The 16,087-nt window shown below is 50.9% G+C and carries 12 protein-coding genes; 7 read left to right on the plus strand and 5 right to left on the minus strand.

Annotated elements, in window-relative coordinates; genetic code table 11:
• Nucleotides 1-5 precede the first annotated feature (5 nt).
• Genes HY868_22295 through HY868_22305 form a run of 3 tightly spaced genes read right to left on the minus strand, consistent with a single transcriptional unit; the run spans nucleotide 6 to nucleotide 1,889 of the window.
• Nucleotides 6-1,064: a tyrosine-type recombinase/integrase gene (locus tag HY868_22295; GenBank protein MBI5304881.1), complete on the minus strand. Its 1,059-nt coding sequence runs from the start codon at nucleotides 1,062-1,064 to the stop codon at nucleotides 6-8.
• A 40-nt stretch (nucleotides 1,065-1,104) separates the two neighbouring features.
• Nucleotides 1,105-1,476 (minus strand): hypothetical protein, encoded by a 372-nt coding sequence (locus HY868_22300; protein ID MBI5304882.1) that lies wholly within the window; start codon nucleotides 1,474-1,476, stop codon nucleotides 1,105-1,107.
• A gap of 2 nt (nucleotides 1,477-1,478) precedes the next feature.
• Entirely contained in the window at nucleotides 1,479-1,889 is a 411-nt protein-coding gene (locus tag HY868_22305; GenBank protein MBI5304883.1) for a hypothetical protein, read from the minus strand.
• A 796-nt stretch (nucleotides 1,890-2,685) separates the two neighbouring features.
• On the opposite strand from HY868_22305, the gene HY868_22310 reads away from it, so the two are divergent.
• The 7 genes from HY868_22310 to HY868_22340 all read left to right on the plus strand — a co-directional run bounded on the left by HY868_22310 (nucleotide 2,686) and on the right by HY868_22340 (nucleotide 13,751).
• Complete coding sequence (locus HY868_22310) at nucleotides 2,686-5,034, plus strand: DEAD/DEAH box helicase family protein (protein ID MBI5304884.1); 2,349 nt, start codon at nucleotides 2,686-2,688, stop codon at nucleotides 5,032-5,034.
• 110 nt (nucleotides 5,035-5,144) lie between these two features.
• Entirely contained in the window at nucleotides 5,145-6,629 is a 1,485-nt protein-coding gene (locus HY868_22315) for an SAM-dependent DNA methyltransferase (GenBank protein ID MBI5304885.1), read from the plus strand.
• Between the two features lie 14 nt (nucleotides 6,630-6,643).
• A complete protein-coding gene (locus HY868_22320) occupies nucleotides 6,644-7,849 on the plus strand; it encodes a restriction endonuclease subunit S (protein MBI5304886.1) in 1,206 nt (401 codons plus the stop codon).
• Between the two features lie 120 nt (nucleotides 7,850-7,969).
• A complete protein-coding gene (locus HY868_22325; GenBank protein ID MBI5304887.1) occupies nucleotides 7,970-9,301 on the plus strand; it encodes a hypothetical protein in 1,332 nt (443 codons plus the stop codon).
• The gene (locus HY868_22330; GenBank protein MBI5304888.1) at nucleotides 9,301-10,821 is read left to right on the plus strand and encodes a hypothetical protein; all 1,521 of its coding nucleotides are present in this window, start codon (nucleotides 9,301-9,303) and stop codon (nucleotides 10,819-10,821) included. The genes HY868_22325 and HY868_22330 overlap by 1 nt, the downstream gene beginning before the upstream one ends.
• A 546-nt stretch (nucleotides 10,822-11,367) precedes the next feature.
• Nucleotides 11,368-11,964: a hypothetical protein gene (locus HY868_22335; protein ID MBI5304889.1), complete on the plus strand. Its 597-nt coding sequence runs from the start codon at nucleotides 11,368-11,370 to the stop codon at nucleotides 11,962-11,964.
• 1,103 nt (nucleotides 11,965-13,067) lie between these two features.
• Complete coding sequence (locus HY868_22340; GenBank protein ID MBI5304890.1) at nucleotides 13,068-13,751, plus strand: sigma-70 family RNA polymerase sigma factor; 684 nt, start codon at nucleotides 13,068-13,070, stop codon at nucleotides 13,749-13,751.
• 24 nt (nucleotides 13,752-13,775) lie between these two features.
• Here HY868_22340 and HY868_22345 read toward each other — a convergent pair whose 3' ends face one another.
• The gene (locus HY868_22345; GenBank protein MBI5304891.1) at nucleotides 13,776-14,102 is read right to left on the minus strand and encodes a hypothetical protein; all 327 of its coding nucleotides are present in this window, start codon (nucleotides 14,100-14,102) and stop codon (nucleotides 13,776-13,778) included.
• Between the two features lie 470 nt (nucleotides 14,103-14,572).
• Complete coding sequence (locus HY868_22350) at nucleotides 14,573-15,364, minus strand: hypothetical protein (GenBank protein MBI5304892.1); 792 nt, start codon at nucleotides 15,362-15,364, stop codon at nucleotides 14,573-14,575.
• Nucleotides 15,365-16,087: the final 723 nt, after the last annotated feature.

Raw genomic sequence — 16,087 nt, forward strand, 5'->3', positions numbered from 1 at the left:
TGGCCCTACCCTTTCAAGCGTTGCGCGGCTTCAACCAACAATTCAGATAGTTCGACATCCGACAGACGGTTGATGATTTGAGTATTCTTTTCATCAACCGCCAGTTGTACCTGGGTTGATGTTTGTCCGATGATTCGTTCTTTCACTTCATCGCGCGCCAGCGGCGCATAGATGCCATCCGTCACCCGAATATCACTGTGCATCAAGTTCATCGAAACTGCTTTGTAGTCCGCCATCGTGTTCGCATGTTGCAGAGCGAAGACGGCATGACCATGGCGAAACTTGTGCGGCGAGCGATACGGCAAACCAGCTTCGGTGAATAATTTGCGAAACCGTTTTGCAAGTGCGATGTTGCGATTTGACCCAGGTTGATTTGCCGATAGTGTCTGCTCGCCCCATTGACTGATGATCGGCGCGTACCACGGTGCTGTGATTGGCAGACGCTCGCGAATGAATGTATCCCACTTACTCACCACCGCAAGCAGTTCGGGAATATTCAACAGGTATGTCGTCGCGGTCTTTGAGTTCTTCGTCTTGACACCCAACGACAACGACTGTTTGATCGTGCGGCTCGTCAGGTCTACACACTCAAGCGTCAATGAGCCGAACGCTCCCGCGCGCATCCCAGATAGGAACAACATTGCCACTGCCGCTTGGTCGCGGCGTGTTGCCAGGTCATTCTCATCCACCGACAACGCGACCAACTGTTTCACTTCATCCAATGTAACGAAGATATGGTCTTGGGTAACTTGGGTTGTGCGTGGCAACCGGAGTGCGTCAATCCAAGCCATCGGCATCGCTTGAAATTCTCGCGGGTACGTCGTCTTCGCCCACAGGAAAAACCGCTTCGCCGTTTGGAAAATCTTTCTCAGTGTGACCGGTGCGAATGCTGGCAAACCGCTTGCTTCACGATCTGAAATCAGATACATTGCAAACGTTGGGCGTTTATCCATCACTCTGCCGAAGAAAACTTCGTCTGCCCACAGCAGGAGATGTTTCAGGTATGCCCAGTACCGATTCAGCGAATCTCGATCGAGTTGTGTGACGTCGCGTGCATAAGCCAAGAATTCTCTAACCAAGTGATAGTTTCGTCGTTCGACCAAACTATACTCCTCGATGAATCGTGCCGCCACAGTTTGGACAAATCCCATGCAACACAGTCAGTTTTGCTAGGCGTGATGGCTGAGCATCACTCAATTTCACCGCTTGGCGACACTTGAGACAATACGCTTCGTCAGCTGCAAGCGTGATCTGTGATTTCGTTTTCTGCACTTGCTCGACCCAGCCCGCAAATGTAACGCCATTGATCCAGAGATGCCCACGTGCATCCCGTTCGTGCGGCATCCCTTGCTTGATCCATTCGCGGATGGTGAGTGCCGGTATGCCCAGTTCATCCTCTAATTCGCGCGGAGTGTAGAGCATGGGTAGTAGACCGGGTGCACGCATAATGACCAGATGATTGAAATGCCGCGCCATGTTTATTTATCCCCCGCGTTGGACGACGATTTGAGTTGGAAACCCTTGAACCCAACGAATCGCCAATCTGCGAGGTTCTTGGTCAAATACTTGGCGACGTAGTAGCCGACCGCGTTACCGTTTGCAATGCGGGTGAAGCGATTACGCCCGTACTTTTCCATTGCCACGCGCCAAAAGTGCTGAAGAATCTCTCGCTCAAATTCCTGGGACAATGCACCCAGGCGCATCATACCGTGCGAATGAAATGTGCCATTCCGATGCTGCTCAGCAACAACGAACGCATTGCAGTCGAGTTTGATTTCCTTGCAGGCTTGCCTCAACAATGCAATCGTGCGATCCACCGCAAGCTCCGCCGACGATGCCCCATCCCGAAACGTCAAGGTGAACCAGGCGTCACAGCCCAATTGACTCATTCGCAATCAATTCTTTACTAACCAAATCTTCAGGTTGCATTTTTCTCTCCATTTTTAGGCGCAAGGCGACCGACAAGGATAGTCGCCTTGCGCCCGGCAACCCGGTCCTTGTTAGGTCACTTTGCTAATTCTCGTGTTTAGCGCGTTCATCGCTTTACCGACCGAACGGAGGAACACGAGATTGTTGATTGGCATCGCGCGGCGGGCGCGCGTGGGGTTCCCCCAGGGGGAGCCCACCCCACGGCGCGCACCGCACGCGCGGATATGTCTTTGGCTTGACCAGCGCACTTGAGCATGCCGGTCAACCTTCGAGAAACTACCGTTAAAAAAAACGCACCCCGAGTTTCTAAGAAACATCGGGGTGCGTTTTCCAGCGTTACCGTATGTGTTTGTGCGTAGCCACATCAATCGAACCAACCACATTGCCACAAAAAGATCGGCGGCTACCGCACGTATGCATTTTTCTAGGAGGTTGTCTAAGCATTCAGCCAACCTGGTGAAGGTTTTGCGCCGATTGGTTAAACAAGCTCTAGCACATATATTCTACGCGATTTCCTTTGATTTGTCAATGCGATTTTTGTTCTAACATTTCCCAGGTTAAGATTTTTTCACCGATCACTTTTTGCATCCAGCCGTGTGTCAGGGTATAATTAGGCCAACGTTGGTTAGATGGTGCCAGTGCGGGCATCCGCAAGAAATCGGGACGCGTACGCAAAGCCACATTGCCCGCTCAGGTTTAGTACTTGGGCAGGCATTTGTTTTTTCAGTGCGACCTATTTTTACAAGGAAGCAGTCCATGACTGAAGCCGACACTTGCAGAACGTACGTTGTGCCAAAACTACATAATGCTGGGTGGAGTGATGACCAAATCCGCGAACAAGTTTCGTTTACGGATGGGCGTATCATTCCACTCGGCAAGAATCACACGCGCAAAGAAGGCAAACGCGCGGATTACGTCCTGCGATATCGTCTCGATTTTCCGATTGCGATTGTCGAAGCTAAAGTCGAATTCAAAAAACCTGGCGATGGACTTCAGCAAGCGATGGAGTATGCTGAGATTCTCGGGTTGCGGTTTGCCTACTCGACCAACGGCAAAGGCATCGTCGAGCACGATTACACGACAGGGCAAGAGCGAACGTTGGAGGAATTCCCTTCGCCAGAGGAATTGTGGCGACGATTACGCGGCGAACTGGGACTGGCGAAAGATAAGGACGTGGAAGACGCACTGTTTCCGTTTTATCGTGAAGTCGGTGGAAAACAGCCACGCTACTATCAAGAGATTGCAATCAATCGTGCAGTGCAAGCGGTTGTCAAAGGTCAACAGCGAATTCTGTTGACGATGGCAACCGGCACAGGCAAAACGTTCGTCGCTTTCCAAATCGTGTGGAAACTTTGGAAGTCACGTCGCAAGACAAAAATCCTCTACCTCGCCGACCGCAATGTGCTGGTTGACCAAGCCAAGGATCGTGATTTCACACCGCTCGGTGATGCCGTCGCAAAAATTCAGGGGAGTGCGATCAAGAGCCGCGAAGTGTACTTTGCGATTTATCAAGCGATTGCCGACCGCGAAGATCAACCTGGGTTGTTCCGCAACTATCCGCCCGACTTTTTCGATTTGATTATTGTGGACGAGTGCCATCGCGGAAGCGCCAAGGACGAAAGCAACTGGCGTGCGATCCTCGAATACTTTGAACCCGCAACGCAAATCGGAATGACGGCGACGCCCAAGCGGGAAGCAAATGCCGACACCTACGATTATTTCGGCGATCCGATTTACACGTACAGTTTGCGAACTGGGATTGACGATGGTTTTCTCGCGCCGTATCGGGTGCAACGCGTGATTCCCTCTGTCGATGCAACGGGCTGGCGACCATCCCCAGGTGAGTTGGATCGCTTGGGACGTGAGATTCCCGATGGTTGGTATGGCACAAAAGATTTCGAGCGGTTTATTTCGCTGTTCAATCGCACGCAAGCCGTTGCCAAGCACCTGGCGGAATATCTCAAAAGCACGGACCGAATGGCAAAGACGATTGTGTTCTGTGTGGACCAAGATCACGCTGAAGATATGCGGCTGGCGATTGCACAAGAGAACGCCGACCTCGTGAAAAAGTATCCGCACTATGTCGCGCGTGTGGTGTCAGATGAAGGCGCGATTGGACGCGGATACCTCGATGAGTTCTCCGACCCTGAAGAAGAATCGCCTGTGATTTTGACGACCTCGCAAATGCTGACGACAGGTGTAGATGCGCCGACGTGCAAGAATGTCGTCTTGTTCAAGCCGATCAACTCTATTGTCGATTTCAAACAAATCATTGGACGCGGGACGCGCGTACGCGAGGATTTCGGCAAGCTGTGGTTCACGATCATTGATTACACAGGCGCAACCGCATTGTTCGCCGATCCAGAGTTTGACGGCGACCCAATCAAAAAGACGAAACAGAAAATTGATGACAGCGGAAACGTTGTCGAAACTGAAGACGATGGCACAGAAACGAAAACGCCTGAAGAGGGAACGACCGAATATCCGACAGGTCAATCACCATTACCACCAGATACAGGCAAGGAAACGCCGCGCAAATATTACGTGGACAACGTGTCGGTGTGGGTGATGGGTGAGCAGGTATTTGAACTCGATCCTGAAGGGCACGTTTTACGAACGGTCGAGTACACGCATTTTACGAGCGACCAAATTCGGCGTATCGTGCCAAATGCGGGACATCTCAAAGTGGAATGGACACAAGCGCAACGTCGTACAGAAATCATCGCAGAGTTGGCACAACGCGGCGTGGATTTCGATACGCTGGCAAAAGTCGCACATCAGCCCGATGCCGACCCACTCGATTTGTTGATGCACGTTGCGTTCAATGCGCCTCTGCTCACGCGACGCGAACGCGCGCAAGCATTGAAATCGAAACGCGCAAATTTCTTCAAGGATTACACACCTGCCGCGCGCGAGGTGTTGGAAATTTTGCTTGACAAGTACGCGGACTATGGTTTCAATCAATTGACGGACTGGAGCGCACTGCTCAACATTCCGCCGCTTTCGGAAAAAGGAACGACGCTGGAAATTGCCGCGCGGTTTGGCGGTGCGAATGAAATGCGCCAAGCGGTGGAAAAGATGCAGGCGTTGTTGTATGCAGAATGATGACAACGGACAAAAACGGATTAAACGGACGAGTATAAATGCCTAAAGCCAAGACAACAAAAGTAGTTGCAAAAAAATCGAAACGCAGGGAACAACCCACATTGCCAGTAATGACCAACGGCAACGGAAGTACGACATCCAAAGCGCAACTGTCTTCGACGATTAAATCGGCGCGGGATATTATGCGCAAGGACGCAGGATTGAACGGCGACCTGGATCGGATGCCGCAATTGTCCTGGGTCTTGTTCCTAAAATGCTTTGATGACCTTGAACAACGCCGCGAAGCTGAAGCGGTGATGCGTGGCGAATCGTACAAAGCGGTGATTCCCAAAGGATATCGCTGGCGCGATTGGGCGGCGGACGAGGACAAGGGGCGCACAGGTCCCGATCTCATCAAATTCATCAACGACGATTTGCTCGATAAATTGCGTTCGCTCAACGGCACGGACGAACGCCAAGTGATTGCCTCGGTGTTTGCGGAAACGAACAATCGAATGTTGTCGGGTTATCTGTTGCGTGATGTCGTCAACAAGGTCAACCGCGTCAACTTTAATTCGTCGGACGACATTCACACGCTGAGCCATTTGTACGAATCGATGTTGAAAGAGATGCGCGATGCGGCGGGCGACTCGGGCGAATTTTACACGCCGCGTCCCGTCGTGCGTTTTATCGTGGATCGCGTCGCGCCGAAAATCGGTGAGCGCGTGCTCGACCCCGCCGCAGGCACGGGCGGATTTTTGGTCGAGGCGTTCAACTATCTTGAATCGCAACAACGCATGGCGCAAGACCGCAAAATGTTGCAGACGACGACCTTGTTCGGCGTCGAGAAAAAGCCGATGCCGTACTTGCTCGGAATGATGAATCAATTATTGCACGGCATCGAACGACCGAACCTGCGCCGCGACAATGCGCTGAAAACGCCGCTCAAAGAAATCGGCGACCGTGATCGGTTTGATGTCATCATCACGAATCCACCCTTTGGCGGCGAAGAAGAGCGCGGCATCCAACTGAACTTTCCCGAAGCGACGCGCGCGAGTGAGACGGCGCTGTTGTTTGTGCAATTCATTATGCGTTCGCTGAAACCTGGGGGACGGTGCGGAATGGTTGTGCCGAACGGGACGCTCTTTGGCGATGGCGTTGCCGCGCGCGTGAAAGAGCAATTGCTGAACGAGTTCAACCTGCACACGATTGTGCGTTTGCCAAACGGCGTCTTTGCGCCGTACACCAGCATCCCGACGAATTTGTTGTTCTTCGACAAGCCAGGTCCCACGACGAGCATTTGGTATTACGAATTGGCTCTGCCCGAAGGACGCAAGAATTATACCAAGACCGCGCCGATGCAAGATGCCGAGTTTGACGAGTGCCGCGCGTTGTGGAGCGAACGCTCAGCGACAGCGCGCAGTTGGCTCGTTGCGGCGACGGATGTTGCCGCGAATAATTTCAATCTCGACATCAAGAATCCGAATCGCGTGGATGATTACGAACATATGCCGCCCGAAAAATTGGTGGCGGACATTACGGCAAAGGAACAACGCATCGCGGCGATTATGGCGGAAATTGCGAACGTGTTGAATCAAGGCAAAAGCGAAAAGTAAAAAGGCAAAAGTTGATGGCAAATAGTTGGCAAGTTGTACCTATTAGTGAAATAACGATTCCAGCAGAGCGTTCCGAAAAACCAATTGCTGGAAAAATATATCGCCAGATTGGTGTGCGTCTGTGGGGTGAAGGCGCATACGAACGGGAATCTATTGACGGAAGTAATACTCAATATGCGTTTTTCTCGCGCGTAGAAAAAGATGACATCGTCGTAAACAAAATATGGGCACGTAATGGAAGTGTTGCTGTTGTGCCTGAAAAGTTAGCAGGGTGTTTTGTCTCAAGCGAGTTTCCAATTTTCACACCACTACGTGACCGACTTGCGCCACGCTGGTTTCATTGGATTACAAAAACGCGTGATTTTTGGAATCAGTGCGATGAAAAATCACGTGGTACAAGCGGCAAGAATCGTATTCGTCCAGAACAATTTCTGAAAATTGAAATTCCACTCCCACCACTTGCTGAACAACAACGCATCGTCGCGCGTGTGGATGAGTTGGCGCGGCGTGTGGAAGAAGCGCGTGGTTTGCGACGCGCAGCAATGGTGGAGACAGAGGCGATAGTACATCGCGCAAGCTCTTTTATTCTTGACGAACAAAATTGGAAAATTGAAAACCTAGAAGATGTAATTGCAGAATCCCCAAGAAACGGACTCGCGCCTCAACAAAAAGCAGAACAGGGTGGCAGAAGAATGTTGAGAATCAATGCTGTTTCCAGTTCTCCAACACGAATCGTGGATATGAACGCGTGCAAGTTGGTTGATGTTGCAGATAAGGTAGCACAACCATTTGTTTTGCAGAATGATGATGTGTTTATCGTCCGCTACAATGGTGACATCAATCGTGTTGCCAAAGCCGCAATTTTCAAGAGCGACCAAGAATCCGACATGGTTTATCCAGACAAACTAATTCGGTTGCGAGCAAATAAAGAAAAAGTTTCGCCAGACTATTTAGTATTCGCGCTTGGTTCTCAACGAGTACGAGCACAAATCGAAGAACTTGGGAAAACTACCGCTGGGCAAATTGGAATCAGCGGGGCAGATGCAAAATCATTTCAGATTCCCGTGCCGCCACTCGCTGACCAACACCGCATCGTCGCGTACCTCGACGGCTTGCAAGCCAAGGTGGATGAGTTGCGGCGTCTGCAAGCGGCAACGCAAAAAGAGTTGGACGCGCTGATGCCCAGTATCTTGGCTAAAGCATTTGCGGGGGAGTTGTGATTTTTTTCGTTCCCTTCTCCCAGATTACACTAGACCAATCACATAATCGAGATGTAGAATTCTTTTCAATCTGTTATCTAAAATATTCACGCGCTGTTTCAACATTCTGGGAGACCCTGAATGTCCACAGAAAACAAATCCGGCCTCTTTGACAAAGTCGGTGAACTGTGTCGTGATTTCGGAAAATTTGTCATTATCTGGTTTATCCTCCGCGCAATCTTCCCTGTCCTAGATGCGTTTCCCGCGATCAAGGATTGGCTAGAACCACTCCGCCCTGCTCTGAATATTCCTCCAGTCGCCTGGCTCGTCCAGTTTTTGCTTGTTGTCAAGTACACGGCACCAATAGATATTCTCATCAATATCGCTTTTTTCTTCGGCCTCTTTTATCTTACCTTGCACCTGCTTACGGATGCTGTTTTTCCACTCAAGTCTTGGCGTGAGGCGTGGCAAGCACGCGGGTATATGATTGGCGTAACGCATTTAGAACTGCCACACCCGGTTATTCGCGCATCGAATGGGACATACAAAGTGTACGGGACAAAGCCAGAGCGCGCGTTAGGTCCAGGCATCGTCGTTTGCGATGGAGTAACCGCACTGGCTCTGGAAAAACAGAATGCGTACGCGCGAGTTGTGGGACCGGGATTCGAGTTTCTCCGGTTGGAAGAACGTGTTCAAGCCGCCGTTGATTTGCGTCCACAAAATCTTCGTCGTACGGTTACGGCGGCAACGCGTGAAGGGATTGAAGTAGAAATAGACTTGTCCGTCAATACGGAAATTGAACATGGAATAGATTGGAAAGATGAACAAGTTACTTCTTCTATGGACAATCCGGTGGCTCGGGCGATCTACGCCGAGCGTGCGCAGGTATCCGAAACAACTGCTATTCCACCGGCACCTCGGTCAGCGGCGGATTGGTGTGCAACCATTGCGACGATCTGTGAAGACACTTTGCGACAAATTGTTGCCGGCTATATGCTCGACCAACTGCTCGCCGCAGATAATCCTGAACGGAATCCACGTCAGGAAATTGGCAGACAACTCTTGGATGCCGCCCGTGAGCAAGTCGGGCGCTATGGCGGAGCTCTGCGTAGTGTTTCGCTTTCACATATTCGTCCGCCACGGGCTGTGCTTGAACAGCGTATCCAAAATTGGTTAGCCGATTGGCAACGTCGGGAACGTACACTCAAGGCGTTGGGCGAGGCACGACGAATTCAATTGGAAGAATCGGCTCGAGCATTAGCGCAAACTGAAATACTTCAAAGCCTTGCAGATACGCTTACATTGCAATCAGAGTCTCACTCGATAGAATTATTGAGTCTGCGACTTGTTGAAGCGCTTGAACAAATGGCGCACGAGCCGGCAACCGGCATGCAACTCGAAACAAGCGAGATAGAGTTCATACATAAACTTGCAGAACTGCTCAATCCCAAGCCGACAGAAGGCAAATCATAATGTGGGTTCGACAATTACCGCCATATACACGCGAGATTTTCAAACGGATTGGCGATAGAATCCAAGCACTGTTTTTGCGTGAGGACAATCTTGCGCGACTACGCAGTGTCATTGTGGCTTTTCTGCTCATGCTATTCCTGCTTTGGGGAGTGATCTCGCCCTCTTGGGATATTCTAGATTCACTTGCGAAAGGGATTGAAATAGATTTTGGAAGGATTTCGATTAATTTTGGTGATGCTCTCGTTAAAGGTTCTGAACGTTTCTTGCTTGCTGGCATTGCAATAATGGGAGCTGTTAATTCTGGCATAACTGCTTTGCATATCATTTATGGCATGGCGAGTGGCGATTCCAAAGCGCGTATCCGTGCGCACTTTGCGTTAGCACAGCGTCCGTTGCTCAATATCCGAGATGGCACTTGTGGCCCTGAATACAAAAACCATCCGCTCAACCTTGTCGGTGGTCCTGGGATGGTAAATATTTCAAGCAATACAACGGTGGTTACAGAGAAAAATGGAGCATTCCGACGAGTATTGGGACCTGGCGATCATCTGCTAGAAAACTTCGAGCGGATCTTAGCGGTGGTTGATCTTCGTCCTCAGTGTGTTACACGGCAAACCAGTACACAAACTAAAGATGGTGTGCCTATCTTGGCGCAGGGCGAAATCGAGTTTCGAATCTTGCCCGGCGATGCTCGTCCGACTTGGATTCTCTCTTGGTGGAGTCTACTTCAACGCGCCGCTCTGGAATGGTGCAGTATTCTGTTGAGACTAGTCCGCTTGACTGGTTATTCGAATCGCTTGGAAAGTGCAATCCCACAGTTGGTTCCAGTTAAGCCGACATCGGCTAATCCCTTGCGACCGCCATACCCATTCTTGGATCGTTTTGTTGTTCGTGCGGTTTATGGGCAGTCTGTTTCTAGAATTACATCTGGAGAAACACGACCGGGCATTTGGTCGGATAGCATCCCAGGCATGGCGATGGGAGAATTAGGTGCTGCTCTGAGTGACTTGACACTTGATCGAATCACGGAACCGGAGGACGCGCCCCAAGACCGATCATTGAATTATACAGACACTCCACGCTGGAAAATTCAGACACAGGTCTTGAGTAACCTCGCCGCCAAAGCGCGTCAGCTGGGATGTGTACCACTTCGGTTTTCACTCGGCAGGGTTTCACTGGACCCTAATCACATCGCGCCAGAGTTGAGGCAACAAATAGAGGAGCAACGCAATCGCACCTGGCGTGCTGAATGGGAGCGCCGCGCCCAACTATTGGCAGGTGCGACCGAAGCAGAAGTAAATCGTCTTCGTGAAATTGTGCGCTCGCAGGCACAGGCACAGATGATTCGTGCGATTCTTCAAGGTCTGCCTGCAGGAGCCGATGTGAATACCTTGCGCCGGATGATGGTTCTCCGGATGATTGAGGTGCTAGAGCGTATTCGACAAACACCACAGTCACAACAATTCTACCCCGCGCAAGCCGTCGCGCTGCTTGAAGCGCTGCGGCGATTATTAACCTAAATTGGCGAGGGAGGCATTATGACCGATCCTAAACAAACGGAAGTATGGCAAAGTTGGGTTCTGTCATTCGAGATTGATCGCGGCGATATGATCGCCAAAGACAACTTTCGCTTGCTTGACCAAGGACGAATGCATATCGTTCTTGGCAATCATGCCCAAGCACGAGCACTTTACGAGCAAGCGCGAGATTGGGCAATGCATGCTCGCGTGCCGGATGCGCGCCGCGTACAAGCGGAAGCAGCGCTATGCTTGGGCGATCTGGGACGCTTGGCAAATGATGCGAACTGCCAAACCCATTACGATCAAGCCCGCTTTTTATTCGAAGCTTTGTCGCAGTACAATCTGGGTGTGGTTTCGCATCGCTTAGCAACCTGGCACGAACAAAATAGCCGATTGGCAGACGCCTGGCGCGAATACAATTTTGTATTGACTCTGTGGCGAGAACTTGTCCGTGAAGCCGGACGTTTGGGAAACAAGCGCCGTTATCAAAAATTCCAAAATCAAATCGAACAACTTGAATCACAAATAGATTCCGTTGTGTCACGCATGGGAGCTAGTGTCGCATCAAGCTCCGTGTCTGAACCTCCAAAAGAGGTTGGTGAGACAGGACGCAAAACAAAGACTAACAAACCCAAACGGGTTTGGGATCTCGGGGAAACCCACGTGTCAGTTTTTCCGATTTACGCCGATATTGCAGCAGGAAATGGGTTATGGATATCCGATGATAGTAGTATTCTAGATTTTGCCGAGTTCGATCATTTGTTGATCAAGAACCAGCCACATAAATTGGTCAACCTTCTTGGATCAGACTCTATGATCCGGTTGTCACGTGGCTATCTATATGGCATTTCCAAAGTTGTAGGCAATAGCATGAATCTGGCTAGCATCGAATCAGGCGATTATGTTTTATTCCGGCAATTGCGTGATCTCAAATATCAACCTTCGAACGGGGACATTGTCGTAGCCGCTGTGATCAAGGATGGTGAACGATTTGGTACAGTTAAACGGTTTCGTGGAGTTCGCCCCAACGAATCGCTGGAACCGGAAAGTACCGAATCTCACGGGTCAATTCCATTTGCATCAACCGAAATTGATATAATCGGTCAAGTGATCGCAGTGCTCAAAGCAACAGAATCGGACTGATTCCCCTGCCAGCCGATGCCCTGAAAGAATGGCTTTTCGGCGCTCGAAACATTTCTGTATCGAGCGCGTTTTTTTCTTTTGCACGGGGAAACGGCTTTCCCCGGCGTGAACCACCGAAAAAAAGTGTAAGGACGCGCTCCGCGCGATGTTCTCATCACTTTTTTGCGGGGTTCACGCACCCCTTTCTGCGGGGGCATTCCCTCGCGCTCCCTAGTTCTTCGCGCCCCACAGGTTCTTCTCTCTCGCGGTTTATCTTCACCCCGAATAAATGCTGTCGTGCTGTCGCTGTGTTTGTGTTGTTCATTTCTTTTAAGGTGGACGGTGCGGGCTTTCGTGTCATGTCGGCGAGCGCATTGTTCTGATTACTTTCCACTGGTGGAACGTCGAAAGAGAAAAGACAAACCCCGTAGGGTTTTTTCTTTTCTCTCTCGACACTCTCTCTTTACTTTTCCTCTTGCCTTGTTTCTCCGTTGATGCACCCAAGCCCCCACGCGGTTGCTTGACCGTGCCCGTAGGCTACTGTCCTATCCCGCGCCGTCGAGGTGCTTTCAGCACGGGCATCTGTTAAAGTAACCGCAATTATCGCACAGGGGTCAAGGGTCTCCGCTTCGCTCCGATGAACGGACGCGCCAGGTGATTTTTCACTTGGCGTGTTTTATTTTTCAGTTCGCCTGCTTCTTTTCGGGCGCGTCCGCCCTTGACCCCTGTGCGAACTTCCAATTGCACTTTAACAAATTGCCTGTGCTGAAATAAGCACCCTGGACGGATCGGGGAATTGGGACAGTTGGCTTACGGGCTATCCGGTCTGCGTCCGCGCAAGCGGCAGGGGCGCGGTAAACAGTCGAGCACGCTCACAGACACAGACACTCGTATCCACGCATCGGTCATCCGTACTGCGTGGGCATCCCGCTTGAGATCGCAAACGCCACTACCAGAAAGCACAGCGAGTCGCTCAGGTCCGAGGTGGACTTGTCCCTCGGTTAATGACGTGTCCCTGAGACGATGACAGACCTGGGAAAGCATCAAGCAGTCGTCAAATCAAAAAAATACCTCGTCGGTGCGCTAACACCGGCGAGGCAATTACACACAGGAGTATCCTTCCCATGTGCGACAGTATTGTAATCCAAACCGATGCAGAACGTCAAGCCAGACTTGACCGACTGCATCACCTTTCGAGTGAGGACTATGCCATGCTTCGCCGAATGGTGAAACGCCTCGTTGCCGCGAAAGATTGGAACGCCGATGCCGACGATCTTTTGCACGACGCCTTGATCGAGGCATTTCAGCAGTACACGGGCAACTGCACTTTGCCCGGCTTTGTTTACCAACGAGCCATCTGGAATCAACTCGACCAATTCAAACGCGAACGCCGACGACTCACCTTCGCCGATCTGGATGAATACAAGGTCGAGCATTTTCCAGCCCCAAGCCACGTGCGCGATGATACCCTCTCGTTCAACACCTACGAACTTGTCGAGCAAATCAAGCGCCAACTCGCGAAACTGGGACGTGATAAAAACGCGGTGCATCCAACCGCCGACGAGATGCTCGACCAACTGCACCACAACGTCACCCGAGATTGTGGGGCAGGCGTTGACGAATACGACGAGCCGCACAAACGTGTTCACCGCAAAAACGGTTTGCGTCCCAAAGGACAGCGATCAGAAGTCATCACCGCCTTGACCGCTGCCAACGGATGCCCACGCCACATCATCAAGAAACGCTTCGTGAAACTAGAAAAATGCACTCAGCTTGCCCTCAACGAGTTGCAACTCACGTGCCCATAGATGAACTTGATTGGTTGAGACGCGTTATTGCGGGATGCCTTCGTAGAACATACACGCGTCGCCATACGTGGTTGACGCGGTTGCAAAAGAGACTGCCGCGATGATCGGTTGCGGTGGATTGGTTCTCAGCGCACCTGATACGATGGTTCCGTTCGGGATTCCGGCAAGGTACCGCTGATCGAGATCAAGTACGGCGATCTGCCCAGTAAACATGTAATCGGTTGGTAACGAACCGTTTCGCACGCCACCATACGGATAGTAGGTTTGCGGACCTGGTTGCGCGCCGCTGGTCGCGCTCGTACTGCCAAGATGGTCGCCGTGCAGGTAGGTGACACCGCTCGCGTTTTTCATCGCCACACGTTGACAGATACGCCTAGTTCACGTACAGTAAACGTACTGCAAGCGCCACCCACCACGACGACCAAGTACTATTATTTTGGCGCGCAACCCGTAGTCAATCGCCGCCAATCGGGTGAGACCATCCAGTTCCATGACGGGTTCAGTTGCGCGAGCATTTGGCTTATCGGCGCGCACCAAGTACGTGTTCTTGGCGTACACCAAGGTTCCCTGGGACAGTTCGACGTAGTTGTCAATGTATGCCGTCTCTTGGTAAATCCACGAGATAAACGTCCAATGCCTGCCCGCACCTAAAAAAACGCGATGAGAAAAAGGACTTGCTGGGATGGCAAGTCCTTTTTGATCAGAGCGAACAACGGACAAACCCTGGGACGTGCCGTGTCCGTTGCTTTCCGCACTTGTCCGTTGTAATTCCCCGTAGTAGGTGGGCGTGCCGCTCACCGGTTTCTTGACACACGCGCCACTCAACGGTAGAAGTATTTGAAAGGTCGCTTGTCATTCTCGGGCCAAAGATTCTCAAAATCGTCATCCTCCAGATCTCGATACGCTACTCGTAAATGTGGTAGTAGCCCTTTCAAGGCGAAGATACTTTTGATTTGCCGAAAAGCCAGAATAGGATTTGGTGTATGGATAAAATAGTTTATTGTTCCTGAGCCGATGTCATTGCCATCCATTTCATGCTCACCACTTAGTCCACGGCCTAGTTCCTCCTCCAGAGCAAACGCCGTATCAGCAGAGACTGCATCCTCTGGAATCTGAAGCACCAATTGATATTGGTGCGCTTGATAATCCTTTTGGGACACTCTTGAACTTGGTAGCGGATCGGTCACACACACGCCAAGTGTCGTATCAGAAACATTCTTTTCCAACACACTTGCGATCGCCCTCAAATCATCAACAAGCTTGTCGGATTCGAAGTGGTCATCTTTTCTCGTCATGCGTGATTTGGCGATTTTTGCGGCATTGATTAGGCACTGTAGCAGAGTAAGTTTAATATCAATAACGTTGGCGTTCCTTACCCAATCCATACGTAGTTCAACCTCAACGTCAATTTCTTTTCGCTTCCGAAACAAGCGGACGCCGGGTTCAATCAACTTTATGTCCTGAAAAATCACATTGACACCCAAGAACCTGATTGTAGTTCCATAGTCATTTTTGCTTACAACCGCCGAAACCAATTCCACGATCTCGCGTCGGGACTGTCGGCATTTGTTGAGGATATCGTCAGACCCTGTGAACATCAAATCTATTTCCATATTCTTCCCTTTGGCGGTAACCGGCTAGCGGCGAACCGACAGTACATCGTGTAGTCTTTTCCGCCAGATCATCGTGTAGTTTTCGCGCACTCACACCGATAGAACATCGTGAATATTTGAGCGTTCCAACCCGACAGATCATCGTGTAGCTCTGTGACTAGCATCAGGACGAAAACCTCCGTTTTCCAGCGAGAAAAACGATATTGTCGGTCTCTACCAAACGATGTACTGTCGGTCAAAATCATCCAATCTATCGCGATGATCTGTCGGTCACGATCGCTATTGTTTCTTGTCAGTGTGGCGGCTGACTAAAGCTGGAACCTACACGCATCAGCGCTGTCGGTTCGCCGCTAGACTCCTACATGCCATTGATCTGTAGGAGCCAATCTACCCCGGATCTTCAAGCGAAGTGCTCTTGCGATTGGAAATGGCAAGTACTCTGGCTGAGGACAGCGATATTCAAATGTAATTCTGGTCCTTTCAATCCGCAACGTGATAAATACTTGCCAAGCCGAAATGTCTCTGAGAAGTGCGCCACTTGAACAAGTCAGTGTCCGAAAACGCTCCATGGTGATCGGTTTTTTGGCAATACCGCAAAACTCACTTGGGCGCGTTGTCCGCCGGGAGCATTTTCCAACGACGCACCAAATCCTTGAGTTGAGCGTTGGATTGTTTGACGGAGCGTGTGTGCATCCGAAACCGACGGCGATGCGTGCGCACCCG

The organism is Chloroflexota bacterium, from assembly GCA_016219275.1.
Classification (GTDB): domain Bacteria; phylum Chloroflexota; class Anaerolineae; order UBA4142; family UBA4142; genus JACRBM01.

Bases quoted from the DNA above. Each gene is read 5' to 3' on its own strand.
- HY868_22300 (MBI5304882.1), bottom strand. From the start codon at position 1,476: ATGGCGCGGCATTTCAATCATCTGGTCATTATGCGTGCACCCGGTCTA.
- HY868_22305 (MBI5304883.1), bottom strand. From the start codon at position 1,889: ATGAGTCAATTGGGCTGTGACGCCTGGTTCACCTTGACGTTTCGGGAT.
- HY868_22310 (MBI5304884.1), top strand. From the start codon at position 2,686: ATGACTGAAGCCGACACTTGCAGAACGTACGTTGTGCCAAAACTACAT.
- HY868_22315 (MBI5304885.1), top strand. From the start codon at position 5,145: ATGACCAACGGCAACGGAAGTACGACATCCAAAGCGCAACTGTCTTCG.
- HY868_22320 (MBI5304886.1), top strand. From the start codon at position 6,644: ATGGCAAATAGTTGGCAAGTTGTACCTATTAGTGAAATAACGATTCCA.
- HY868_22325 (MBI5304887.1), top strand. From the start codon at position 7,970: ATGTCCACAGAAAACAAATCCGGCCTCTTTGACAAAGTCGGTGAACTG.
- HY868_22330 (MBI5304888.1), top strand. From the start codon at position 9,301: ATGTGGGTTCGACAATTACCGCCATATACACGCGAGATTTTCAAACGG.
- HY868_22335 (MBI5304889.1), top strand. From the start codon at position 11,368: ATGGGAGCTAGTGTCGCATCAAGCTCCGTGTCTGAACCTCCAAAAGAG.
- HY868_22340 (MBI5304890.1), top strand. From the start codon at position 13,068: ATGTGCGACAGTATTGTAATCCAAACCGATGCAGAACGTCAAGCCAGA.
- HY868_22345 (MBI5304891.1), bottom strand. From the start codon at position 14,102: ATGAAAAACGCGAGCGGTGTCACCTACCTGCACGGCGACCATCTTGGC.
- HY868_22350 (MBI5304892.1), bottom strand. From the start codon at position 15,364: ATGGAAATAGATTTGATGTTCACAGGGTCTGACGATATCCTCAACAAA.